The organism is Sphingomonas oryzagri (assembly GCF_029906645.1).
Classification (GTDB): domain Bacteria; phylum Pseudomonadota; class Alphaproteobacteria; order Sphingomonadales; family Sphingomonadaceae; genus Solisphingomonas; species Solisphingomonas oryzagri.
The window spans coordinates 2,555,199-2,578,499 of sequence record NZ_JARYGZ010000001.1; the positions used below are offsets into that span (position 1 = coordinate 2,555,199).

The 23,301-nt window shown below is 66.6% G+C and carries 18 protein-coding genes and 1 tRNA gene; 9 read left to right on the top strand and 10 right to left on the bottom strand.

The window, feature by feature from the left end:
• Positions 1–70 precede the first annotated feature (70 nt).
• From QGN17_RS12300 to QGN17_RS12310, 3 genes are all read left to right on the top strand, one after another.
• Positions 71–805 carry a 16S rRNA (uracil(1498)-N(3))-methyltransferase gene (locus QGN17_RS12300; protein ID WP_281044777.1) on the top strand — a complete coding sequence of 245 codons (735 nt, stop codon included), beginning with the start codon at positions 71–73 and terminating at the stop codon, positions 803–805.
• 42 nt (positions 806–847) lie between these two features.
• Positions 848–2,221 (top strand): glutamate--cysteine ligase, encoded by a 1,374-nt coding sequence (locus QGN17_RS12305; RefSeq protein ID WP_281044778.1) that lies wholly within the window; start codon positions 848–850, stop codon positions 2,219–2,221.
• Positions 2,222–2,449: 228 nt separating this feature from the next.
• On the top strand, positions 2,450–3,991 hold the full coding sequence (locus QGN17_RS12310) for a hypothetical protein (protein ID WP_281044779.1): 1,542 nt from the start codon (positions 2,450–2,452) through the stop codon (positions 3,989–3,991).
• Positions 3,992–3,998: 7 nt separating this feature from the next.
• On the opposite strand, the gene QGN17_RS12315 is transcribed toward QGN17_RS12310, so the two are convergent.
• Complete coding sequence (locus QGN17_RS12315; RefSeq protein WP_281044780.1) at positions 3,999–5,321, bottom strand: methyltransferase family protein; 1,323 nt, start codon at positions 5,319–5,321, stop codon at positions 3,999–4,001.
• 77 nt (positions 5,322–5,398) lie between these two features.
• Entirely contained in the window at positions 5,399–5,977 is a 579-nt protein-coding gene (locus QGN17_RS12320; RefSeq protein ID WP_281044781.1) for a CHAP domain-containing protein, read from the bottom strand.
• A 225-nt stretch (positions 5,978–6,202) separates the two neighbouring features.
• Here QGN17_RS12320 and QGN17_RS12325 point away from each other — a divergent pair, with 225 nt between their 5' ends.
• Positions 6,203–7,522: a lipopolysaccharide biosynthesis protein gene (locus tag QGN17_RS12325; RefSeq protein WP_281044782.1), complete on the top strand. Its 1,320-nt coding sequence runs from the start codon at positions 6,203–6,205 to the stop codon at positions 7,520–7,522.
• 36 nt (positions 7,523–7,558) lie between these two features.
• Entirely contained in the window at positions 7,559–7,972 is a 414-nt protein-coding gene (locus QGN17_RS12330; protein ID WP_281044784.1) for a hypothetical protein, read from the top strand.
• 178 nt (positions 7,973–8,150) lie between these two features.
• On the opposite strand, the gene QGN17_RS12335 is transcribed toward QGN17_RS12330, so the two are convergent.
• Positions 8,151–8,224: transfer RNA gene (locus QGN17_RS12335), tRNA-Gly, on the bottom strand.
• 182 nt (positions 8,225–8,406) lie between these two features.
• Between QGN17_RS12335 and QGN17_RS12340 the strand changes: the two genes are divergently transcribed.
• The gene (locus tag QGN17_RS12340; RefSeq protein WP_281044785.1) at positions 8,407–10,734 is read left to right on the top strand and encodes an EAL domain-containing protein; all 2,328 of its coding nucleotides are present in this window, start codon (positions 8,407–8,409) and stop codon (positions 10,732–10,734) included.
• 256 nt (positions 10,735–10,990) lie between these two features.
• On the opposite strand, the gene QGN17_RS12345 is transcribed toward QGN17_RS12340, so the two are convergent.
• The 3 genes from QGN17_RS12345 to QGN17_RS12355 form a co-directional block, all read right to left on the bottom strand.
• Positions 10,991–11,230 carry a hypothetical protein gene (locus tag QGN17_RS12345; protein ID WP_281044786.1) on the bottom strand — a complete coding sequence of 80 codons (240 nt, stop codon included), beginning with the start codon at positions 11,228–11,230 and terminating at the stop codon, positions 10,991–10,993.
• A 109-nt stretch (positions 11,231–11,339) separates the two neighbouring features.
• Positions 11,340–12,392 (bottom strand): glycosyltransferase family 4 protein, encoded by a 1,053-nt coding sequence (locus QGN17_RS12350; protein ID WP_281044787.1) that lies wholly within the window; start codon positions 12,390–12,392, stop codon positions 11,340–11,342.
• A complete protein-coding gene (locus QGN17_RS12355) occupies positions 12,389–13,324 on the bottom strand; it encodes a UDP-2,3-diacylglucosamine diphosphatase (RefSeq protein WP_281044788.1) in 936 nt (311 codons plus the stop codon). Before QGN17_RS12355 ends, QGN17_RS12350 begins: the two co-directional genes overlap by 4 nt.
• A gap of 244 nt (positions 13,325–13,568) precedes the next feature.
• On the opposite strand from QGN17_RS12355, the gene QGN17_RS12360 reads away from it, so the two are divergent.
• Entirely contained in the window at positions 13,569–14,267 is a 699-nt protein-coding gene (locus QGN17_RS12360) for a class I SAM-dependent methyltransferase (protein WP_281044790.1), read from the top strand.
• A complete protein-coding gene (locus tag QGN17_RS12365; protein ID WP_281044791.1) occupies positions 14,264–14,872 on the top strand; it encodes a hypothetical protein in 609 nt (202 codons plus the stop codon). Before QGN17_RS12360 ends, QGN17_RS12365 begins: the two co-directional genes overlap by 4 nt.
• A 62-nt stretch (positions 14,873–14,934) precedes the next feature.
• Here QGN17_RS12365 and QGN17_RS12370 read toward each other — a convergent pair whose 3' ends face one another.
• A complete protein-coding gene (locus QGN17_RS12370) occupies positions 14,935–16,617 on the bottom strand; it encodes an aminotransferase class III-fold pyridoxal phosphate-dependent enzyme (protein ID WP_281044792.1) in 1,683 nt (560 codons plus the stop codon).
• Positions 16,618–16,652: 35 nt separating this feature from the next.
• On the opposite strand from QGN17_RS12370, the gene asd reads away from it, so the two are divergent.
• Positions 16,653–17,516, top strand: coding sequence for an archaetidylserine decarboxylase (asd, locus tag QGN17_RS12375; protein ID WP_281044793.1), 864 nt, complete (start codon positions 16,653–16,655; stop codon positions 17,514–17,516).
• A gap of 129 nt (positions 17,517–17,645) precedes the next feature.
• On the opposite strand, the gene QGN17_RS12380 is transcribed toward asd, so the two are convergent.
• The 3 genes from QGN17_RS12380 to QGN17_RS12390 are packed head-to-tail and all read right to left on the bottom strand — an operon-like array spanning position 17,646 to position 23,209.
• Positions 17,646–20,528, bottom strand: a complete 2,883-nt coding sequence (locus QGN17_RS12380) for a response regulator (RefSeq protein ID WP_281044794.1) — start codon at positions 20,526–20,528, stop codon at positions 17,646–17,648.
• Positions 20,525–20,980: a response regulator gene (locus tag QGN17_RS12385; RefSeq protein WP_281044795.1), complete on the bottom strand. Its 456-nt coding sequence runs from the start codon at positions 20,978–20,980 to the stop codon at positions 20,525–20,527. Before QGN17_RS12385 ends, QGN17_RS12380 begins: the two co-directional genes overlap by 4 nt.
• Before the next feature lie 12 nt (positions 20,981–20,992).
• A complete protein-coding gene (locus QGN17_RS12390) occupies positions 20,993–23,209 on the bottom strand; it encodes an ATP-binding protein (protein ID WP_281044796.1) in 2,217 nt (738 codons plus the stop codon).
• Positions 23,210–23,301: the final 92 nt, after the last annotated feature.

Consider the following 23,301-nt stretch of genomic DNA (forward strand, 5'->3'; position numbering starts at 1 on the left):
TTAACGGAAAGCGAGCGCCCCCGCGCATCGCCCCATCGCGGGACGACACAGGACGCGCTAAGGACGGGCCATGACCGCCACCCCCGCCTGGCCGCCCGAAAGCGCCCCGCGCCTGTTCGTCGACCACCCCCTCTCCGAAGGCGCCGAGGTCGTGCTCGATTCCACGCAGGCCAATTACCTGCTCAACGTGATGCGGCTGAAGGCGGGCGAAGCGGTGCGCTGCTTCGACGACCAAACGGGGGAGTGGGCGGCCGAACTCTGCTCGGCCGGCAAACGCGACGCGCGGCTGCGCATGGTGACGCACATGACGCCACGCGAGCCGGTGCCGGACCTCTGGCTGGTCGCCGCCCCGATCAAACGCCAGCGGATCGACTGGATGGCCGAGAAGGCCTGCGAGCTCGGTGTCGATCGCCTCGTGCCGGTGCTGACGCGGCGCGCGGTGGTGGACAAGCTCAACCTCGATCGCCTGCGCGCGCACACGATCGAGGCGGCCGAACAATGCGGCCGCACCGCGCTCCCCGCGCTCGAAGAACCGGCGAAGCTGGACAAGGTGCTCAGGGACTGGCCCGCCGACCGCACGCTCTATTTCGCCGACGAGACCGGCGGCGAGCCGTTCCGCCCCACCCCTGGCCCCGCCGCGATCCTCATCGGCCCCGAAGGCGGCTTCGATCCCGCCGAACGCGAGGCGATCCGCGCGCTCCCCCAGGCGCGCGGCATCTCGCTCGGCCCCCGCATCCTGCGCGCCGAGACGGCGGCGCTGGCGGCGGCGGCGGTGTGGATGAGCCACGCCGGGGACTGGCGCTGATTCCCGCTTTCCATACCGATCGGTAACCGCTAGGGCGCGGCGATGTCGACCCGCACCGCCTCCACCGCCGCCGATCCGGTCATCGAATCGCGCGACGATCTGCTCGCCGTCTTCCAGAAGGGCGAGAAGCCCAAGGAAAACTGGCGCATCGGCACCGAGCACGAGAAGTTCGTGTTCTGGAAGGATACGAAGCGCGCGCCCTCCTACGAGGAGCCGGGCGGCATCCACGCGCTGATGATCGGCCTCACCAAGTTCGGCTGGACGCCGATCATCGAGGGCGAGAACGTGATCGGCCTCACCGGCAAGGACGGCGGCATCAGTCTCGAACCCGCCGGCCAGTTCGAGCTGTCAGGCGCCCCGCTCGACAACCTGCACGAGACCTGCGCCGAGACCGGCCGCCATCTCGCCCAGGTGAAGGAGATCGGCGACAAGCTCGGCATCGGTTTCCTCGGCCTCGGTTTCTGGCCGGACAAGACGCGCGCCGAGCTGCCGATCATGCCCAAGGGCCGCTACAAGATCATGCTGGACCATATGCCGCGCGTCGGCACGCTGGGCCTCGACATGATGCTGCGCACCTGCACCATCCAGACCAACCTGGACTATTCCAGCGAGGCGGACATGGTGAAGAAGTTCCGCGTCTCGCTGGCCCTCCAGCCGCTCGCGACGGCGCTGTTCGCCAACTCGCCGTTCAAGGAAGGCAAGCCCAACGGCTACCTCTCCTACCGCTCGCACATCTGGACCGACACCGATCCGAAGCGCACGGGAATGCTGCCCTTCGTGTTCGAGGACGGCTTCGGCTACGAGCGCTATGCCGACTACATGCTTGATGTGCCGATGTATTTCGCCTTCCGCGAGGGCGGCTATGTCGATGCGGCGGGGCTTTCCTTCCGCGATTTCCTGAGGGGTGAACTGTCCGTCCTGCCCGGCGAAAAGCCGACCAAGGCCGACTGGAACGACCACCTCTCCACCGCCTTCCCCGAGGTGCGGCTGAAGTCCTTCCTCGAGATGCGCGGTGCCGACGGCGGCCCGTGGAACAAGATCTGCGCGCTGCCCGCCTTCTGGGTCGGCCTGCTCTACGACGATCAGGCGCTCGATGCGGCGTGGGATCTGGTGAAGCACTGGACGGTCGAGGACCATCACCGCATCCGCGAGCAGGTGCCGACGCTGGCGCTCGACACCAAGGGTCCGCGCGGCCGGTCTTTCCGCGAACTCGGCAAGCTGGTGCTGGAGATCGCGCACAAGGGCCTTGCCGCCCGCCAGCGCTTCAACGCGTCCGGCGACGATGAAACCGGCTTCCTTCAACCGCTCCACGAGATCGTGGCGAGCGGCAAGGTGCCGGCGCAGGACCTGCTCGATCGCTACAACGGCGCGTGGGGCGGCGATATTTCGCGGGTGTATGACGAGATGGCGTACTGACGCGCCGTCCTCACATTCGCTGACACGGGCACGCACCCAATGCCGCATCCGGCAATTCGCACCCGGCAGCGAAAAGTCCGCTCATGATTGTCGATCGAAGAGGTTTCGGTCGGTTCTGATTTCATCTTTACGACCGCCATTATCCGTATAGCGCACCTTAATCTTACCATTTGGCAATGAAGGTTATTGCCGATTGCCGCGCCCCACATCGCCCGGCACAGGGTCGACATGCACGCGCGCACGTCCGACAAACCATCGAAACATCGGGAAATCGGGCAAAGCTGGGCGCTGGTCGCCATAGCCGCCGCCGCTGGTCTGGCCTGGGTGATCCGATACGCCCTGAGATATGGGCTAGACATCGCGAACCCGCCGGCCTGGGCGCAGTGGTTCGATCAGGGATGGTACGTCACTTCGGCACGGGCCTTGTCCCACGCTGACCTGTCGGCGTCGCAGCACTGGTATCCGCTCGCTTATCCGATCGTGGCGGCCCCGTTCGCCCGGATCCTGCCGAACGAACCCTTCTTCCTTCCCAACCTCGCGCTCTTCATCGCCACCGCGCTGATTTTCGTGAAGGTGATGCGCAGGCTGGGCATGAACGCCCTCACCGCGACCATCCTGCTGCTGCTTGGCGACATGGCGATCCGCAAGATCGCCGGCCTTTGGACCGTTCCCTGGACGACGAGTCTCTCCGCTCCCCTGATCTGGGGCCTGATCGAACAGGTTCTGTCGATCGTCGACACTCCGCCGGACCGCGCCCCACCGACAATGCGGACCATGCTGCTGCTGGGCGCCACGGCGGCGGCGCTGCCTATCGCCAGACCTACGGATGGCCTGCTGGCGGTGCTGGCCGTCACCTTCGCCGCGATCATGCTGCTTCGCCAGCACAGGCTGAGGATCGGCGGCCTCGGCTGGGTCTGCGCAGGCGGCCTCGCCCTGTGCATACCTTATGGGCTGCTCTACCTCGCAATCTACGGCCCTCATCTGACCGACTATATGCGCGACGCGGCGCAGCAGGGTTTCGCGTTCAGTGACCTGCCCTGGAAAACCTACGTGATCGTGGTCTCGGCCGCACCCTGGTTTCCCGACAGCCCCTCGCTGGTGGAGGCCATGCCGTGGATCCTTCCGGGGTGCGCCGGACTGGCGATCACCCTGATCCATGGGAAACCTCAGGCGCGCACTGCACTGTCTCTGATCGCGCTGCTCGCCATTCCCTATTGCGCGACGTTCATCGCCTATACCGATCTTCAGCCGCCGGGCCTCTGGTCGTTCGGCAATGCACATTATTTCAAGTGGCTGTTTCCGCTTTTCGCGGTGGGATGCTGGCTGTGGCTTCGGGAGTTCCGATCCTGGCGCGGCGCCGGGCGCGCCATCGTGATGTTTGCCCTCTTCCTGCTGCCGACATGCCTGCGGCCGATCCCCACGCCGGTCGCCGACAATGTTCCCGCGCGAATGCTGATGTTCAGGGGCGCGACCAATCGCCCTTGGCAGAGCGCCTATTTCTCACCCGCGACGATCACTGACGACCAAGGCAGCATGGCCAACGTCAACCGGTTCCACCAGGTGCCCGACGATCATGGCGAGCGCGCGATCGCGGTCTGGCGCCTGTTCGCGGGCCGCGCCGTGCGCAACGATCCGAACGAGGCGGCCGCCTATCGAAACGACGAACTGCCCTATGCCCGTTACGCGACGCGCCTGTCCTTCGGCGTGCCGTGCTGGGGACGATTCCGTCCCGAATGTCGCCTGCCGGGGCCGTCCACCGCCGCCCATTGAGCGGCGGTTACTCCGCCGGCGCCACCACCGCCGCGCCGGCCGGCGCCTTGGCCAGCCGCGCAACCTTCACGAACCACCTGGTGATCGCGCCATGCTCGGCCATCCAGCCGGCGTAGGCGGCATAGGCCGGGTCCTCGCGCAGCAGGTGGCGCTCCTCCGTCCGCGCTCGCCAGTAATAGACGCCGCTGATCAGGCCGAGGATAACCGTGTTGCGCGCCGCGTCGCCCCACCAGCCGGTGGTCGTCAGCATCGGCAGCGAGGCCATCCACCAATAGAGGTTCTTGGACAGATAGGCCGGGTGCTTGGTGAACCGGTACGGCCCGTTGGTCAGCACCCCGCGATAGGTGAGGTTGGAAAAGCGGATGCCGAACGCCACCGTCGCCCAGGCGTAGCAGCCGGTCAGCCCCATCAGCGCGAAAGCCCAGAGCGGCAGCAGCAGCGGATGATCGGAGAAGGCGGCCTCCCAGCCCAGTTGCCCCTGCCCGTAATCGAGCGGCCCGCCGCCGTTCATCAGGATGAAGGGCGGGTAGCAGATCAAGGCCGCCACCCAGCCCTGCATGAATGGATTGCCCGAACGGATATGCGCGTCGAGCGGCCGGAAGGTCAGGATGTAGCCAACCGTGCCGATGCTGACGTCCACCAGGAACATCAGCGCCACCGTCGCCTCGGCGAGCTTCATGGGATCTTCCCACATCTGTTCGGGATAGATGTGGACGGCCGCGCTCCAGTTGCCGGGCAGCGTCGAGAACATGAAGGCGGTGAAGAAGCCCTTGATCGCCCAGCTGCGCGCATGTTCGGCAAGCCTGGGCTTCAGCGCGGGATCGAAATCGCGCCCGAAGGTCATCAGCCAGTGGCCGAACGCCCAGGCGCCGTCCTGCCGGTCGATCAGCCGGCGATCGAGCCAGATCACATAGGGGATGGAGAACACCGCCAGCGGAACCAGCACGCCGGACAGCACCTGCATCGCATAGAGATAGCCGCCGTCCCAATACCAGCGGCCCAGCGCATAGAAGCAGGCGATCAGCCCCCAGGTCGCCCACAGGCCGGCGAGCTTGACGAGACCGGTGTCGAAAGCGTCGCGCCAGCTTCGCGGCTCACCCGTCCAGTCGATGCCGGTTGTGGGATTGCGATGGACGCGATCGACCAGCAGCGACCAGCCGATCATCGGCAGCGCGCACGCGGCAAGTCCGGCGAGCGGCACCCACGGCGCGTCGAAATGCCAGACACGAACGGCAAGATAGAAGAGGGCGAGGCCGGCAAGCCCCACGATGCCGACGGCCGACGACACCGCCGATCGCGGGCATTTCGGTGAGGCGTTGCTGTCGTCCATGGCGATCACTGTCCCTGTTCAGGACAGGCTGCCTAGCCGATCAGCCGTAAGCAAGCGGTGAAGAAGAAAAGAGAAAGTCAGCCAACCAGAGCGGCGAGCGGCGACTTGGCGCGCGCGGCCTTGGCGTCGGCGGCGGCCTTGACGATCGCATCGGCGGACGAACCGGCATCGGCGGTGACCGAAGCCCCCTTCGCGGCCTTGCCGTTGTAGATGAAGCCGTAGACCGGGTAGCTGCTGGTGCCGAGGCCGCCGAGGCTCTTGAACCAGACGCGCACCTTGCTCCAGTCATTCTTGGCCGACACGTCCATCACCTCGACGTCGTTCTCGACCTTGCCGGGGGTCGACCAGTTGGCGTGGGTCACCTTGATGACGCGATCCGAGACGACCTGGCTGACGGTGGCGACATGGCCCGAGCGCATCGAACCGATCGACTTGAAGACGAGCACCGCGCCCTCCTTCGGGGTTTCGCCACGGCTATACTTGCCGACCGCCTGGTTCCACCACGAGGCGGCGGCGCCGAAGAGCTGGATGCCGGAGAACATTCGGGCGAACGGGGCGCACTGCCAGAAGGAACCCGCCGCATCCGCGGGCGACGCGACGACCGAAGCCATCGCCAGCGCCACGGAACACAGCGCGATCTTGGTGCGTTTGAACATGCTTACAGGCCCCGAATCCCTTTTGCCGATCCGGGTCTACCGGCCATCTTCTGTTAAGGAAGTTTACGGCCGTGCGGTTCACGACGGGCCGATGCGGCGCTGCGGCGAACCGTTAACGCCCCCGTTCGTCGCACGACCAACCGACGCCGAACCTTGCCAGCGGGTTAAAAAGCGCCGACAGGATCGCCACATATTCCGGCGCGTGGGCGAGACCGACAGCGAATCATGAAGCACTGGTTCAAGGATGGCGTGTTCCGCGCGGTGCTGCGCAACGCCGGCTATCTGGGATCGACCAAGCTGCTCGGCGCCGGCCTCGGCCTGATCGCGCTGATCGCCGCCGGCCACGCACTCGATCCGGTGACGTTCGGCATCTTGATGCTGGTCCATGCCTATGCGCTGGGCGCGGGTGCGATCACCAAGTTTCAGAGCTGGCAGCTGATCGTGCGCTATGGCGCCCCCGCTTTGACGCGCGGCGACACGGCGACCGCGAAGGATGCGATCCGCCTGGCCTTCGGGCTGGATCTTTCGAGCGGGCTGGTGGGCATGGCGGCAGCGATGGTCGCCCTCCCCTTCCTGGCGCCCGATTTCGGTATAGACCGCGACCATCTCGCCCTCGCCATGCTCTATTGCACGCTCGTCCCCACCATGTCGGCGGCGACGCCGACCGGCGTGATGCGCCTGCTCGACCGGTTCGACATCCTCGCCAAGCAGCAGATGGCGACGCCGCTGCTGCGCGCCGGCGGCGCCGCGCTGGCCTGGGCGGGCGGGTTCGGCTTTCCCGGCTTCGTGGTGGCCTGGTACGTGGCGGACATCTGCGGCGATCTGATCCTGTGGTGGCTGACCGTCGGCGAGCTGCGCCGGCGCGACATGCTCGACGGGCTGCGCCCCGGCCTGCTCGGCACCGCGCGCCGTCTGCCGGATGCGTGGAGCTTCGTGTGGACGACCAACATCTCCACTTCGCTCTCGGCCTGCTGGGGCCCGATCAGCAATCTGATCGTCGGCGGCATCCTCGGCCCCGTCGCCGCCGGCCTCTACAAGATCGCCACCACCCTGCTCGATTCCGCCGGCAAGCCCGCCGACCTGCTGACCAAGGGCTTCTATCCCGAGATCATGCGGCTCGATCCGTCGAGCAAGCATCCGTGGAAGCTGGCGCTGCGCACCGGCGCGATCGCGGGCGGGATCGGGCTGCTCGTCGTCCTGCTGATCTTCTTCGGCGGCAAGCCTTTCGTCGGGCTGTTCGGCAAGAAGTACCTCGCCGCCTACGGCCTGCTCAGCCTGATGATGTTCGCGCTGATGATCTCGATGGCGACATTCCCGCTGCAGTCGCTGCTCTACATGGTCGGACGCCAGCGCGCGGCGCTGGCGGCGGAAATCGCGGCGACGGCGCTTTATCTGGGCGCGCTGGCCGCCGCCTGCCACCTGTTCGGCCTGAACGGTGCGGGCGGCGCCTACGTGCTCGGCAATGCGGCGCTGGCGCTGTTCATGCTGCTCCCGGTATGGAGCAGCTATCATGGCCGCGCGCGCTACGCGCCGGCGCCTGCCTGACATCAAACTGTAACGATGGGGCACGAGGAGCGACGGATGACCAGGATCGTGATCGCCACCGGCTGCGCCGCCCTCGCCCTCCTCGGCACGTTGCCTGCGACGGCGCGGCACAATGATGCACCCCATAGTGCGAAGCAGTGCATCAGCCGGCACGGCATCCGCGACGAAACGGCGGAGACCGACAGCCTGCTGATCCTTCATGTTGGCGGCAGCAAGGCGTATCGCAATTACCTCCCCGCCCCGTGCGACGGGCTGGGCCATGTCAACAACGTGTCGAAGCTGCGCTTCAAGTCGGCCGACCCGGACAGGCTCTGCCAGGGCGACACGCTCGAACTGCTCGATCATGACGGCGCGTTCGGGGTCGGCGGCGATCCGGTGACGACGCGCTGCACGCTCGGCCGCTTCGAGGCGATCAGCGAGATGTCGCTCAGCGAGAATTTGCGTCGCTGAACGACGCTTTTACCATCTTCGGCTCGATGGCAGCGCGATAACACCGACAATATCGCGCGATCTAGGTTAATCGATCAGCGGCGCGACTGCGGTTATCGAGGCGTTCCCAAAGATTTTTATCACTAAATATTTGAAGATGTCGCCGAATAGCATCGGCGAATACGCAAATATCGGGAAGTGGAGCGGGTAGCGGGGATCGAACCCGCATCACAAGCTTGGAAGGCTAGTGCTCTACCATTGAGCTATACCCGCGCTGCTGCCCCCATGCCTTGTCATGCCGGGCGGGTCAATCATCCTCTTCACATCGCGCACCGCCATGGCGAGACCGCTGGGGCACGGTCCGCCATCTTCGACCAAAGGCTAAATTTTGCCCGCGAAGGGCCGGCGTTTGCCATTTGATAAGGTGATTGTGTGAGGTTGACGCCTGAAAAACCATGCGTCTGCCTCTGCCTCTGGGCCGATCTCCGGGCCATCGCCTGAATCTGCGGATTCTGGCAGCGGCGATCTGTATCGCCTTGCTGTGCGGCGTCATCAACATATTGGGACCGCTGGAATTATTCGCCAGCATCACCCGCGCCAAGCTGCGCAGCCACCCGCCAAGCGGGCAGGTCGCGATTGTCGCGATCGACGATCAGAGCATCAATGCCTACGGCGCGAGTCCCTGGCCGCGCCAGCGTTACGCCGAACTGATTCGGCGCCTCGATGCCGCCGGTGCTCGGCGGATCGGGATCGACACGCTCGCCTGGGGTGACGACAGCCCGGCGGGCGACGCGAAGTTCGAGGAAGCGCTCGGCAAGGCGAAGGGCAAGGTCGTGCTCCCCGTGCGGATCAGCACCGACAATATGACGGGCCGAAATGGCGTGGAGCTTCCTCCCGCGCGGTTGATGCGCCTCGCGGACATCGCCTGCACCAACCTGATCCTGCACTGGGACGGGATGGTGTATGATTCGCCCTATTCGGTCGACATGGCCGGACATGCCGTGCCTTCGATGGCAAGCGCGGTAGCCGGCCGCACCGGTGCTGCAGGCCAGGGCTTCCCGATCGATTATGGCGTCGATCTGCATGCGCTGCCGACGGTCAGCGCCGCCGACATTCTCAATGATCGCTGGAACGCTGCCCGCTTCGCCGGAAAGGATGTGCTGATCGGTGAGACGGTCAACACGCTACGCTACGGGGCGCCGGGCTTTGGCCAGCTGCCGATGGTCTACGTCCATGCCGCGGCGATCGAGAGCCTGCGCGAAGGGCCGCCGGTCGATGCCGGATGGTTCCTGCCCGTCTTGCTCGCCGCGGCCTTGGCGGCCATCTATCTGTTCGTCCGCCAGCGCATCATCGCGCGCGTGGTGCTTGGCACAGCCATCCTGCTGTTCCTCGTCGGCCCGCTCGGCGCCGACCGCGCCCAGATCTACTTCCAGATCATGCCGGCTCTGGCGTTGCTCGCCGCGGCGTCCCTGACGCGTCTGTGGTTCAACATCCGCCAGTCGTTGCGCGACAAGGGCCTCGTCAACGCCGTATCCGGCCAGCCCAACCTGAACGCGCTGCGCGAAAGCGCACCTCGCCTCGTGCCGACGGTGGTCGTCGCGCGGATCCTCAACTATGCCGAGGTCACCACCTCGCTGCCCGCCGATTGCGAGAAGGAACTCGCCGAGCAGATCGTCAACCGCCTGACCGTCGGCGCCGGCGGCGACACCATCTATCAGGCGGACGACGGCCTGTTCATCTGGCTGGCCGACACTGCGAACGACGAGCTGGTCGGCGAACAGTTGATGGCGCTGCACGGCCTCTTCCGCAGCCCCGTCGTGGTGGCGGGACGCCTGATCGACCTGTCCGTCACCTTCGGTCTCGATACCGACACGAGCCGGTCGCTGGTGCAGCGCGTATCGAGCGCGGTGGTCGCCGCCGATCGCGCCGCGGCCGAGGGCCGCCGCTGGATGACCTACGATCCGGCCGAGCTCGAGGATGCCGAATGGAAGATGTCGCTGCTCGCCCGGCTCGACCAGGCGGTGGAGCGCGACGAGATCTGGGTCGCCTACCAGCCCAAGATCGAGATGGCGAGCGGTCGCATCATCGGCGCCGAGGCGCTGGCGCGGTGGAGCCATCCCGAAAAGGGCGAGGTGCCGCCGAGCCAGTTCATCCCCGCCGCCGAACGCTCGGGCCGCATCGAGAATCTAACCGCGCACATCCTCGATAGCGCGGTGGGCGCGACCGCCTCGATCCACCGTGCCGGCCACACGGATTTCAGCATCGCGGTGAACCTGTCGGCCCGGCTGCTGGACTCGCCCGCTTTGCTCGCAATGGTCTCCAGCACGCTCGCCCGTCACAAGCTGGCGCCACATCACCTGATCCTCGAGATCACCGAGACCACCGCGATGGCCAGCCAGGACGGTATCGTCGAAACGCTGGAGGCCCTGAGCGCTTCAGGCGTGCGGCTGTCGATCGACGATTACGGCACGGGCTTCTCGACCCTCGACTATCTGAAGCGGATCCCCGCCGACGAGATCAAGATCGACCGCAGCTTCGTGTCGATGCTGGAGAAGTCGCAGAGCGACCGAATCATGGTGCACTCCACCATCCAGCTCGCCCACTCGCTTGGTCGCAAAACCGTGGCCGAAGGTGTCGAGAATGGCGTGGTTCTGAACGAACTGCGGCTGATGCAGTGCGACTACGTTCAGGGTTACTACACTGGAAAGCCAATGAAATTGCCTGCGCTGATGGAACAGTTACCGCAGCGGGAAAGCGAAAAGGAACCTGTGACCATCGTCTAATGGTTACCAGCTTGTTAACCACAGCCGGTAATGATAAAACGCCCGTGATCGGACGGTTTTTGCCGATCGCCGTACAACGGGGGTTTTATGACCAAGGCTTCGCAGACGAAGTTCGACATCTGGGAATGGCTCTACGGCAAGCCCGTGCTGGCCTAAGCTCGTCGAGCATGGAGATACAAAAGCCCCGCTTCGGCGGGGCTTTTTCTTTTGGGGCACGGAAGAAGAGCGGAGACCGCAGCCTCTTTGCCGGCCGGATTCAGTGCCGGTTGGAGTCCACCGCGCCGAAAACCGCCACGCCGATCAGGAAGGTCATGCCGACCGCCACGATGGCGAGCAGCGGAGAGCCCAAAGTCACCGCGACTCCACGACCGATCAGCATCAGGACGGCAAGCACCACGATCGCCGGCGCGATCTGCCGGACATGACCTCTTCCCGCCGCCCCGGCACGAGCAGCCGGACGACGCAGACCGATCTCACCATTGCCAAACGGAACCATGACGGGCCTCCAGCGGCGCATCTTCATCGCACCGCACGCGATATAGGATCGCGCGTCCTGTCGGATAAGGCGGATAGTTTCGATCTGAGTGTTCGATAATCTCGGTCGATCAGGCCGCCGTCGCGAACACGCGCATCGGGGCCAGCCCCTCGAGAAACTGGGCGGTGCAGCGTTCCCAGCTATAGCGGCGCCCCTCGGTGGCGCAGGCCACGCGATCCGCCGTCATGGCGAGCCGGATCGCGGCGGTCAGATCCTCGTCCAGCGCGCCGATCCGTGCGCTGCCGCCGAACATGCCCTGCCCCGCCGCTCCGATGATGTCGATCGGCCCGCGCACCGGGAAGGCCGCGACCGGCACGCCGCTCGCCAACGCCTCGATCATGACGAGGCCGAACGTGTCGGTGAGGCTCGGGAAGACGAACAGATCAGCGGCGGCGTAGGCGGCGGCCAGCCGCTCGCCATGCAGCGCGCCGGTGAAGATCGCCTCCGGAAACCGCTTCTCCAGCAAGGCTCGTGCAGGGCCATCGCCGACGACGATTTTGGTGCCCGGCACGTCCGCCGTCAGGAACGCCTCGATATTCTTCTCGACAGCGACGCGGCCGACCGACAGCAGGATCGGCCCTTCGACGCGCGACAGGGCCGGCAGCGGCGCGACATCCGGCCCGAACAGGGTGAGATCGACGCCGCGCGACCAGCGATGGGTGTGCGGCAGGCCGCGCTCGGCCAGTTCGTCGGCCAAGGTCTCGGTCGCCGCGAAGATACGCGCGGCGGGGCCGTGGAAGCGGCGCACGATCGGCCAGAACCAGTCCGCCGGCAGGCGCGAGCGCATCGCGACGTAATCGGGAAAGCGCGTGTGGAACGAGGTGGTGAAGGGACGGCGCTTGTCCAGGCACCAGCGCCGCGCCGCCCAGCCGAGCGGGCCTTCGGTGGCGATGTGGATGGCATCGGCCCGGCTCTCCGCCAGCCGCGCCGCGACCGCGCGAGCGCTGCCCAGCGCGAGGCGGATCTCGGGATAGCTCGGGCACGGCACGGTACGGAACTGGTCGGGCGTGACCGCATCGACCACATGGCCCTGCGCCCGCAACTGCTCGACGGTGGTCATCAGCGTGCGGACCACGCCGTTGACCTGCGGCGCCCAGGCGTCGCTGACCAGAGCGATCCTCATGCCGGCACCGCCGCCGCCTTGGCCGCCTTGCGCTCGGCCTTTTCGGCCTGCTCGGCAGCGACCTTCGCCGCCCAGTCGATGATCTCCATCCGGCCGTCGAAATGCTCGACCAGCGCGGTGCAGCTCTCCACCCAGTCGCCGTCATTGTAATAGGTGATGTCGCCGAACTGCTTGATCTCGGCCGAGTGGATATGCCCGCAGACGACACCATCGACTCCGCGATCAGCGGCGGCATGGGCCACCACCTCTTCATACTTGCCGATGAACTGGACGGCGTTCTTGACCCGCTTCTTCAGGTGCGCGGCGAGCGACCAGTAAGGCAGGCCGAACATCTTGCGGACCGCGTTGACGATCGAGTTCGACTTGAGCAGCAGCACGTAGGCGCTGTCGCCCAGGAAGGCGAGCCACTTGGCGTACATCACGATGCTGTCGAACTGGTCGCCGTGGAGGACCAGCAGGCGGCGCCCGTCGGCGGTGACGTGGATGTCCTCGTTGACCAGTTCGATGCCGCCGAAATCGAGGCCGGTATAGTCGCGGAACGCCTCGTCATGATTGCCCGGCACATAGACGACGCGGGTGCCACGCTTCACGCGCTTCAGGATGCAGCGGATCACGTCGTTGTGCCGCGCCGGCCAGTACCAGCCCTTGCGCAGCTGCCAGCCATCGACGATGTCGCCGACCAGATAGAGCGTCTCGCAATCGGTGGACTTCAGGAAATCGAGCAGCAGCTCGGCATTGCATCCGGGCGTGCCGAGATGCGTGTCCGAAATGAAGATCGTCCGGAACTGCAGGCGCTTGCGCGGCGTCTCGGGCTTGTCGTTCTCGTGGATCCAGTCGGGCAGCTTGCGATCACGGCTGCGGGCGGGCACGCGGTCGTGGCGCGGCTTCGCGGGGTGACGGGCCTCTACGGGCATATCGGGCAAGGTCGCCATAGCGGGGCCTCCGGGTAAATCGCTCGACCGGCGGCGGCATCCGCCGTCGAATGCCTCTATGGAGACGGTTCAAGTCAAAGCCGTGTCCGATGTTTTACGGTTTGTTGACTATCCACAGCTGCGACCAACACTCCACAGTGTCGCGGAACTGAAACCGGATCTGCGCAAAAGGATCGCCGATCCTACGCTTTTCTGTCGCACATCGCGCGCATAGGCGATTGTCACGAGTGAGGAGGTTCGGTTCATGGCGCTGCAGATGCAAACGGAACAGGTCGCCAACGCCTACGGGCGCTGGGCGCCGGTCTATGACCTGGTATTCGGCCCGGTTTTCCGCCAGGGCCGCCGCGCCGCGATCGACGTCGCCGAGCAGATCGGCGGGCGAATCCTGGAGGTCGGGGTCGGCACCGGCATCTCGCTGCCCGGCTACGACAAGGCCAACCGCATCACCGGCGTCGATATCTCGGAGCCGATGCTCGACAAGGCCCGCGAGCGGGTCCGTGCGCTGCGCCTCGATCATATCGAGCAGATCGCGGTGATGGACGCCGAGAATATGGATTTCGCCGACGACAGCTTCGACGTGGTGGTGGCGCAATACGTCATCACCTCGGTGCCGAACCCGGAAAAGGCGCTGGACGAATTCGCCCGCGTCGTGCGCCCCGGCGGCGAGATCGTGATCACCACGCGCGTCGGTGCCGAAAAGGGCCTGCGCGGATCGATCGAGAAGACGCTGATGCCGGTGACCAGCCGGCTCGGCTTCCGCACCGAATTCGCCTTCTCCCGCTATACCGACTGGGCGCGGACCGTGCCCGGCATCGAACTGGTCGAGCGCCGCGCGCTGCCGCCGCTCGGCCACTTCTCGCTGGTGCGCTTCCGCAAGCTCCCGGCGGCCAACGATCTGACCCGCGCGCGCATGCCCGCGCCCGCCAAAGAGGTGGTTCAATGACGAGCTTCCGCGCGCATCTTCACGAACAGCGCTGGGACGACCATCGCTATTACCATCACAGCCTGGTCAACCAGAGCCTGCACTTCATCAGCGCCTGCACGTTCCTGACGGCGTACATGCTGATGTTCAAGGATCCGGCGCTGGCCAGCCTGCTCGGCTGGACGATCGCGATGACGACCCGCCAGTGCGGCCACTTCTTCTTCGAGCCGAAGGGCTATGACGTCGCGAACCAGGCGACGCACGAATATAAGGAAGAGGTGAAGGTCGGCTACAACCTGTTCCGCAAGGTCGTCTTCATGGCGATCTGGGCGGTGATCCCGGTCGCCTTGTGGTTCAACCCGACGATGTTCGGCCTGTTCGATGCCGCCACCGGCAAGGTCGAGTGGCTCCGCCATCTCGGCTATCTCTGGCTCGGCCTCGGCGCCGGCGGCCTCGCCTTCCGCGTGATCCAGCTCTGCTTCACGCGCGGCGTGCAGACCGGCCTGGTGTGGGGCACCAAGATCGTCACCGATCCGTTCAACGACTTCTGGCTCTACCGCAAGGCGCCCGGCCGCCTGCTGCGTGGCGAGCGCTTCGATCACTGGGCGACGGCGGAAGCCAACTGATCGCCCTGGCGCACGATCGGCCCTCTTCCGCCGACGCGGGAGGGGGCCGTTTCATATCCCCCTCAGGCTGCCCTGCCCCGCCATGCCGCGACCATCTCCTTCAGGATGCCGCGGCGGATGCGCTTGTCGGTGACGGCCGGATCGCTCCACCACCAGCCGTCCGCCTCCATCCTGCGCGCGGCGCGGACGAAGCGGTCGACCACCTCGGCGAAATCGGCGTCGCTGTAGTTGAGGCTGAAGATCAACCGCCCCGTCCCCACCCAGCTGAGCGCGAGCCCCTCGGCGCGGAGATAATATTGCAGCATCCAGTTGTAGCGGCTCGGCTTCGTGTAGCGCACCGTCCAGATCGTCGAGATGTTCGACACCGCGACCGGCAGCCCGGCCTCCGCCAGCTTGGCGTTCATCAGCGCGGCGCGCGCGTTCCAGCGATCGTCCAGCCCGTCGTAGAGCGCTGCGCCCTCCTCGGTATCGAGGAAGCGCAGGAAGGCGTTCATGGCGCCCATCACATAGGGGTGCGAGTTGAACGTGCCGCGCGCGAAGCAGATGTCGACGGGCTTGTCGTCGCGGTAGCGCTTCATGAGATCATGCCGACCGCACAGCACCCCGACCGGCAGGCCACCGCCCAGCGTCTTGCCGTAGGTAATCATGTCGGGCTTCACACCGAAATATTCGGCGGCACCGCCCCGCGCGAGGCGGAAGCCGACGAAGACCTCATCGAAGATCAGCACGATGCCCGCCTTGCGGCACACCTCGGCGAGCTCGCGCAGCCAGGCACCGTAGGCGTCCCTGTCGAACCCAGCCTTGCGGCTGCTATCGACCAGCGTGTTGTCGCCCGGCGCGCCGCTGTTGGGGTGCAGGCCCTGCAGCGGATTGACCAGCACGCAGGCGATGTTCTTCCGCGTCGCCAGCACCTTGAGCGTCTTCTCGCTCATGTCGGCGAGCGTGTAGGTGTAATCGGCGGGCGTCGGGTTGCCGACGCCCGGCTGCACGTCGCCCCACCAGCCGTGATAGGATCCGCAGAAACGGACGGCGTGGGTCCGCTTCGTATGATAGCGGGCGAGCCGCACCGCCTGCATCACCGCCTCGGTGCCGGACATATGGAAGCTCAGTTCGTCGAGGCCGGAGATCGCCCTCAGTCGCTCCACATTGTCGGCGACGACGGGGTGGAAGGCGCCGAGCACCGGCCCGAGATCGGCCACCTGCTCCGCCCCTTGCGCGATCATCCGCTTGTAGGCGTCGAAGCCCAGCAGGTTGACGCCGTAGGAGCCGGCGAGATCGTAGAGCCGGTTGCCGTCGAGGTCGGTGATCGTCACCCCGTCCGAGCTTTCGAGGAAGCTGCCGGCGGACAGGTTCTCGCGCACCATGCGGCTGAACTGGAAGGGCACGCGATAGGCGCCGGTGAATTGCAGGTCGGACAGGCCCTGCGCCGCCTCCCTGGTCAGCGCCGCCGTCTTCGCGAACCGTTCCCGGTACAACGCGGAGAGCGCTGCAAAGCCGGCCTGCCGCTGGCGGGCGATCTCCTCCGGCGGATTGTCGGCGCGGAAGAAGCGCTGCTCGTCATAGCTCCACGCCGGAATGAAGCCGGCCACCCGGCGCGACATCCGCGCATGGCCGGCGAGCGAGCGATGCTTGGCGCGCGACAGGGTGAGCCGGGCATGGCCCTTGGTGGCGCCGAGCGCTACGGCGAGCGCGCCGGCGGCGGTGAGCAGGATCGGCGTGGCGGCGATGGGGAGAGCGGCTTCCATGATAACAGCACAGTCACGGAAATGGTGACGCGATCATGACAAGACGGTCTTTGCTGGCCCGGATCGGCGCGCAGGAGGATCTGAACTTCCTGCTGACCAACCGCATCCCGCGCGGATTGGCGACGCGCTTTATGGGCTGGCTCTCGCCGATCGAGCAGCCGCTGGTCCGCGCCGTGTCGCTGAAACTGTGGCGGACCTTCTGCGATGTCGATCTGTCCGACGCCGCCGACAGCCGTTTTCGCAGCCTCCATCACGCCTTCACCCGCGCGCTCAAGCCCGGATCGCGCCCGGCCGATCCCGATCCCGATATCCTCGCCAGTCCCTCGGACGCGATCGTCGGCGCCTGCGGCCGTGTCGAGGATGGCAGACTCTATCAGGCCAAGGGCATGCCCTACGCCATCGAGGAGTTGCTCGGCGATGCGGCGTTAGGCGCGCCGTTTCGCGACGGCACCTTCGTCACGCTCAGGCTGACGGCGGCGATGTACCACCGCTTCCACGCACCCTACGACCTCACCGTCGAGCAGATGCGCTACATCTCCGGCGATACCTGGAATGTGAACCCGGTCGCGCTCAGGAAGGTCGAGCGGCTGTTCTGCCGCAACGAGCGCGCGCCGATCCTGACGCGGCTGGATCGCGGCGACCATCCCCTGCTGATCGTGCCGGTGGCGGCGATCCTCGTCGCGTCGATGCGCTTCACCTTCGTTCATGTCGGCCCGCACATCCGGACCGGCGGATCGCGTGCCATCCCCTGCACGGCGCACATCGACAAGGGCGAGGAAATGGGCTGGTTCGAGCATGGCTCGACCATCATCCTGTTCGCGCCGAAAGGCTTCGATCTGCTGGTCGAAACAGGCCAGGAAGTCCGCGCCGGACAGGCGCTGATGCGCCTGCCGGTCTAAATCCTCCCTACGCGTAGCGTGGGGAGGGGGACCATACGAAGCATGGTGGAGGAGGCATGCGCCGCGCATCTTCCCCTCCACCACCCTGCGGGTGGTCCCCCTCCCCATCTTCGATGGGGAGGATGAGGGTCAGCCGTCCAGCATCTCTCGCACCTTCGCCGCCAGATCGTCGAAGGCGAAGGGCTTGGGCAGCAGCTGCACGCCCGCGTCGAGCCGGCCGTGGTGGACGATCGCGTCGCGGGCATAGCCGGTGGTGAACAGCACTCGCAGGTCCGGGCAACTCACACGCGCCTGCACCGCGAGGTCCGATCCGGTCATCCCGCCGGGCAGCACCACGTCGGTGAACAGCAGGTCGATCTTGCCGCAGCGCCCCTGTAGCACCGCCAGCGCCTCGCGCGCATCGCCCGCCTCCAGCACGTCGTAGCCGAGTTCGCGCAGGCTCTCGACCGAATTGGCGCGCACGCCCTCGTCATCCTCGCAGACGAGGATCGTCTCGTCGCCACCGCGCCGGGCGTCGGCCGGCTCCACCGTCTCGGCCGCCGCCGTGCGCGAGATGAGCAGACGCGGCAGGTAGATGCGCACCTCGGTGCCCTCGCCCTCCACCGACGCGATGTGGACATGGCCGCCCGATTGCTTGACGAAACCATAGACCATCGAGAGGCCGAGACCGGTGCCCTTGCCCACCTCCTTGGTGGTGAAGAACGGCTCGAACACGCGCGCCACCACCTCGGGCGCCATGCCCTCGCCGGTATCCGACACGGCGATCACCACATGGTCGCCCGCCGGCACCTCGCTCTGCCCGCGGATCGGTTCGGCGAGCGACAGGTTGCGGATCGCCAGCGTCAGCGTGCCGCCCGACGGCATCGCATCGCGCGCGTTCACCGAAAGATTGAGCAGCGCGCTTTCGAGCTGGTTGTCGTCCACCTCGATCAGCCAGTCCTCGTCGGCCGGCTCGGTGCGCACCGTCACCATCTCGCCCAGCGTGCGATGAAGCAGATCGCTCATTCCCGCGACGAGCGCATTGGGCGAGACGGGCTTGGGTGCCAGCGGCTGGCGGCGCGCAAAGGCGAGCAGGCGCTGGGTCAGCGTCGCCGCGCGCTCGGCGCCTGCGAAGGCGTTGTCGGCGGAGCGGCGCAGGCGCGGCGGATCGTCGGGCAGGTGCCGGCGCAGCATGTCCAGATTGCCCATCACGATCTGGAGCAGGTTGTTGAAATCGTGCGCGACGCTGCCGGTCAGCTGGCCGAGCGTCTCCATCTTCTGGGACTGGCGCAGCCCCTCCTCCGCCTCCACCAGCGCCTCGGCCTGCTCGACCTGCGCAGTGATGTCGCGGGCGACGCAATAGATGCGGCCGTCTTCCGGCACGGCACGCCAGCTCAGCGCGCGATAATCGCCGGCGCGGGTGCGGAAGCGGTTCTCGAAATGGGTGGTCACGATGCCCTCGCCGAGCTGCGCGACCTCATTGCGGGTCTTGGCGCGATCCTCGGGATGCTCCAGCCATTCGGACGTGCGGCCGATCACCTCGTCCGCCTCCCAGCCGAGCACCCGCGTCCACGCCGGATTGATGCTGAGCCACACGCCGTCGGCATCGGCAACGCCAAGCAGATCGTCCGACACCTGCCAGATCCGGTCGCGCTCGGCGGTGCGCACCGCGACCTGCTCCTCCAGCGTCTGATTGAGCCGCTGGGCGGACTGGAACAGCCGCGCATTCTCGATGCCCACCGCCGCCTGCGCGGCGAGGCCGGAAATCAGCCGCTCGGTGCGCTGGGCGAAACGGCCGGGCGCGGCATGGCCGAAGAACAGCGCGCCGACCACTTCGCCGGATCGCAGCACCACCGGCACGGCGAGATAGGATCGCACCGGCAGATGCCCCTCAGGCATCCCCGTGTGCGGCGCGTTCTGGCCGTAGCGCGGATCGGCGAGCACGTCGTCCAGCCGGATCACGCCCTCGCCGCCGAAGGTCGGCGCGAACAGCGGCGTCTTGCGCACCATCGGGAAATTCTCGAACGCCGTCCGCTCCGCGCCGGACAGCGAATAGAGCATGTAATTCTCGCCGCTCTGATCGACCATGTTGTAGAAGAAGGCGCCGAATTCGGCCCCGGTCAGCTCGACGCCGGCATCCACGACGGTCTGCACCAGCCGCTCCAGATCGAGTTCGGCCGCGATCTCGCGCGAGACCTGATTCAGGATCTCCAGCGCATGGCTCTCCGCCCGCAGCGCTGCCTCGGACGCTGCGACGGCGGCGTAGGCGCGCTTGCGATCGGTGATGTCCATCACCGTACCGACGAAGCGCACCGCCTTGCCGTCGTCGAACTGGCCGCGCCCCTTGGCGACGATCCAGCGCTCGATTCCGTCTTCAAGCCCGATGGTGCGATATTCGATGTCGTAACCACCGGTGCCGCCGGGCTTCAGCGCGACCCGCACGGCGGCATCCGCCATCGCGCGATCGTCGGGATGAATACCGGCCAGGAAGGCGCCCTCGTAGCTCACGGGTGCGCCAGGCGGCAGGCCGAACAGCGCGCGACACTGGTCGTCCCACTGGAGGACATCATGCACCGGATCGTAGTCCCAGGTGCCGACCTGCGAGGCGATGGTAGCGAGCCGCAGCGTCTCTTCGGCGGCGCGACGTTCGATGCGCAGCCGCCGTTCCTCCAGCGCGCGTTCGACGACGGCGGGCAGGCGCTCCAGCCGCAGCTTGGTCACGTAATCGGTGGCACCGTTCCTCAGCGCCTCGACCGCGACATCCTCGCCCAGTGTACCGGAAACGAAAATGAACGGCACGCTCGGCGCGCGGCCATGAGCCAGTTCCAGCGCCTGCTCGCCGTCGAAGCCCGGCAGCTTGTGATCGGCAAGGATCAGGTCGTAACCCTGCTGGAGCGCGGTGACGAAGTCGGCACGCGTCCACACGCGATCGATCGCCGCTTCCACCCCCTCGGCGGCGAGGAATTCGCGCACCAGTTCGGCATCGTGGGCGTCGTCTTCCAGATGCAGGATGCGGATCGGCGCTGCGTTCACGGGCGGGGCGCGCTCCCGCGGGGCGGCGGCTCGTTGAGCACCGCCCAGAACATGCCGAGATCGCGGATCGCCTCGAAGAACTGCTCGAAGCCCACCGGCTTCACCACGAAGGCATTCACCCCCAGCGAGTAGCTGCGCACCAGATCGCGCTCCTCGCGGGACGAGGTGAGCATCACCACCGGCGTGCCCTTCAGGTGCGCGTCCGCCTTGATCTGTTCGAGCACCTGCAGCCCGTCGACCTTGGGCAGCTTGAGATCGAGCAGCACCACCGCCGGATCACCCGTCGAACGATTCTCGTAGGCGCCGCGCGCGAAGAGATAATCCAGCGCCTCCGCCCCGTCGCGCACCACGATCACCGCGTTGGCGAGCTGGCACTGCTCCAGCGCGGCGAGCGTCAGCTCGACATCCTTGGGGCTGTCCTCGACAAGGAGGATCGGTTTCAGATCGGCCATTTCCCGCCCCTACTATGCCGCCGGCAGGGCGAAGAAGAAGGTCGCCCCCCTGTCCGGCTCGCCTTCCGCCCAGACGCGCCCGCCATGGCGCTCGACGATGCGCTTCACGTTGGCGAGGCCGATGCCGGTCCCCTCGAACTCCTCCTCGCGGTGGAGCCGCTGGAACACGCCGAACAGCTTGTCGACATAGGCCATGTCGAAGCCCGCGCCATTGTCCCGCACCCAGGTGATCACGTCGCCTTCTTTCACCTCCGCACCGACCTCTATCACGGCCGGCTCCCGTTCGCGCGAGAATTTCAGAGCGTTTTCCAGCAGGTTCTGCACGACGAGCCGCACCATCACCGGATCGGCGCGCACCGCCATGAGATCGCCGACGTGCCATTCGATGCGGTGGCGCTCGCCCTCGACCGTCAGGTTGGTCTGCGCCTCGCGGATCATCGCGCCGACATCGATCGACACCGGCGTGATCGTCGATCGGCCCATCTGCGAATAGCTCAGCAGATCGTCGACCAGCCGGCCGGCCGAGATCGCGCTTTCGATGATCGTCTCGATATAGCGGTCGCCGCGTTCGGACAGGCGCTCGCCCTCGAACTTCTTGAGCAATTGCGCATAGCCGACGATGTGGCGGAACGGCGCGCGCAAATCGTGGCTGACCGAGTAGCTGAACGCCTCCAGCTCCTTGTTGATCGCCGCCAGCCGTTCGGACAGCGCCGCCATCTCCTCGGCGCGGCGCAGCACGATGTCGACGATCGCGACGCGCAGTTCCGCCGAAGCGTCCAGCTCCGCCTCCTGCCACGGCCGCGCATGGAGCTGGACGGTCTCCTGCCAGATCTCGAAGGACTTGCGCGGGTGGAGGCGCAGGCCGTCCGGCCCCAGCTCGGCACGCTTGGCAGGGTCCCCGCCCCACGACACGGTGCGGACCAGCTCGGGCCGGAACCAGATCAGGTAGCTGTCATGGACCTGGCTGATCGACATGGCGATCACGCCCGATCCCAAATCCTTCATCCGCTCGCCCCCGGTCCATTCGGCGGCGAGGCTGTCGGTGACAAACACGTCCTCGCGGTCCTGTCCGGAGAGCCATTCGACCAGCGCCAGAATATCCGTCTCTGCCGGCGTCTCGCCCAGCCGGGTGCAGCGCCCGCCCGCCACCACCGCCGCGCCGTCCGCGCCGGTCAGCGCCATCAGGTCATTGGGATGGCTGAGCAGCCCGTCGATGAAATGATCCTCGGCCGCCATGTGCGCGAGCAGCCGGATATGGACGCCGCGCAGCGCATCGCGCCGCATCGCGAGCGCGGAAGCCTCGTGCGCGGCGATCTGCATCGAGACGACCTGCCCGATGAACTCGCACGCCGCGCGAACGTGATAGGGCACGCGCACCGGATCGAGATGATGGCAGGAGATCAGGCCCCAAAGCCGATCGCCCGACAGCAAGGAGATCGACATGGAGGCCATCGTCTCCATGTTGCGCATATATTCGAGATGGACCGGCGAGACGCTGCGCAGCACCGAGTAGGTCAGGTCCACGTCGCCGCCGTCCGGCCCGATCGGCGCAGGCTCGTAATCGGCGTCCGCGATCAGGCGCAGGCGGTTGATCCTGTAAAGCTCGCGCGCCTGCGCGGGGATGTCGGAAGCCGGCCAGCGCAGATCGAGATAGACGGGCAGCCGCCCGCCATTGTCCTCGGCGATCACGGCGCCGTTCCATTCGGCATCGAAGCGGTAGATCAGCGCACGATCGAGACCCGTGATCCGCCGCACCTCCCGCGCCGCGAGTTCGGCGAGCGCCTGGACGCCCTCCGTCCGCTGCACGGCGTCGAGGAAGGCGCGGACGTCGGGATAGACCTCGTCGAAGCTGCCCGGCTCGTCGCCCAGCGCGCGCTCCAGCTCGACGATGATGTCGTTGCCCGATCGGTGCGCGACGAAGTGGAAGGCACCGGCGGCGGTGCGCAGAAAGCAGAGATGCTCCGGCCCACGCCCCGCGACGAGCCGGCTGTCGAGGGCAGCGATCGTCTTGCGCGCCTCTTCCGGCAGGAGGTCGGCAAGATCGCGACCGATCGGATCGCCCTCGACCAGCCCTTCGGCCAGCGCACCGATCGCCGCCTTGCGCACCACACCCGCGCCGTCGATCACGAACAGCGCGCCATGCGGCTGGATGCTGCCGGGTACATGGATCGGCTCGCGTTCACACGCGGCCAGATCGAGGTCGGTAATGGCGGCCGGCGCTTCGGTCATAAATCTGAACTGTCCCCGCCGCGTCGTGTCAGCATCTAGCCCAACCCGCCAGCTGCGACATTGATCCGAAGCAACTTATCCTAATCCTCCCC

What these genes read in the sequence shown, in the direction of transcription:
- QGN17_RS12300 (WP_281044777.1), top strand. Translation starts at nt 71, where the DNA reads ATGACCGCCACCCCCGCCTGGCCGCCCGAAAGCGCCCCGCGCCTGTTC.
- QGN17_RS12305 (WP_281044778.1), top strand. Translation starts at nt 848, where the DNA reads ATGTCGACCCGCACCGCCTCCACCGCCGCCGATCCGGTCATCGAATCG.
- QGN17_RS12310 (WP_281044779.1), top strand. Translation starts at nt 2,450, where the DNA reads ATGCACGCGCGCACGTCCGACAAACCATCGAAACATCGGGAAATCGGG.
- QGN17_RS12315 (WP_281044780.1), bottom strand. Translation starts at nt 5,321, where the DNA reads ATGGACGACAGCAACGCCTCACCGAAATGCCCGCGATCGGCGGTGTCG.
- QGN17_RS12320 (WP_281044781.1), bottom strand. Translation starts at nt 5,977, where the DNA reads ATGTTCAAACGCACCAAGATCGCGCTGTGTTCCGTGGCGCTGGCGATG.
- QGN17_RS12325 (WP_281044782.1), top strand. Translation starts at nt 6,203, where the DNA reads ATGAAGCACTGGTTCAAGGATGGCGTGTTCCGCGCGGTGCTGCGCAAC.
- QGN17_RS12330 (WP_281044784.1), top strand. Translation starts at nt 7,559, where the DNA reads ATGACCAGGATCGTGATCGCCACCGGCTGCGCCGCCCTCGCCCTCCTC.
- QGN17_RS12340 (WP_281044785.1), top strand. Translation starts at nt 8,407, where the DNA reads ATGCGTCTGCCTCTGCCTCTGGGCCGATCTCCGGGCCATCGCCTGAAT.
- QGN17_RS12345 (WP_281044786.1), bottom strand. Translation starts at nt 11,230, where the DNA reads ATGGTTCCGTTTGGCAATGGTGAGATCGGTCTGCGTCGTCCGGCTGCT.
- QGN17_RS12350 (WP_281044787.1), bottom strand. Translation starts at nt 12,392, where the DNA reads ATGAGGATCGCTCTGGTCAGCGACGCCTGGGCGCCGCAGGTCAACGGC.
- QGN17_RS12355 (WP_281044788.1), bottom strand. Translation starts at nt 13,324, where the DNA reads ATGGCGACCTTGCCCGATATGCCCGTAGAGGCCCGTCACCCCGCGAAG.
- QGN17_RS12360 (WP_281044790.1), top strand. Translation starts at nt 13,569, where the DNA reads ATGGCGCTGCAGATGCAAACGGAACAGGTCGCCAACGCCTACGGGCGC.
- QGN17_RS12365 (WP_281044791.1), top strand. Translation starts at nt 14,264, where the DNA reads ATGACGAGCTTCCGCGCGCATCTTCACGAACAGCGCTGGGACGACCAT.
- QGN17_RS12370 (WP_281044792.1), bottom strand. Translation starts at nt 16,617, where the DNA reads ATGGAAGCCGCTCTCCCCATCGCCGCCACGCCGATCCTGCTCACCGCC.
- asd (WP_281044793.1), top strand. Translation starts at nt 16,653, where the DNA reads ATGACAAGACGGTCTTTGCTGGCCCGGATCGGCGCGCAGGAGGATCTG.
- QGN17_RS12385 (WP_281044795.1), bottom strand. Translation starts at nt 20,980, where the DNA reads ATGGCCGATCTGAAACCGATCCTCCTTGTCGAGGACAGCCCCAAGGAT.
- QGN17_RS12390 (WP_281044796.1), bottom strand. Translation starts at nt 23,209, where the DNA reads ATGACCGAAGCGCCGGCCGCCATTACCGACCTCGATCTGGCCGCGTGT.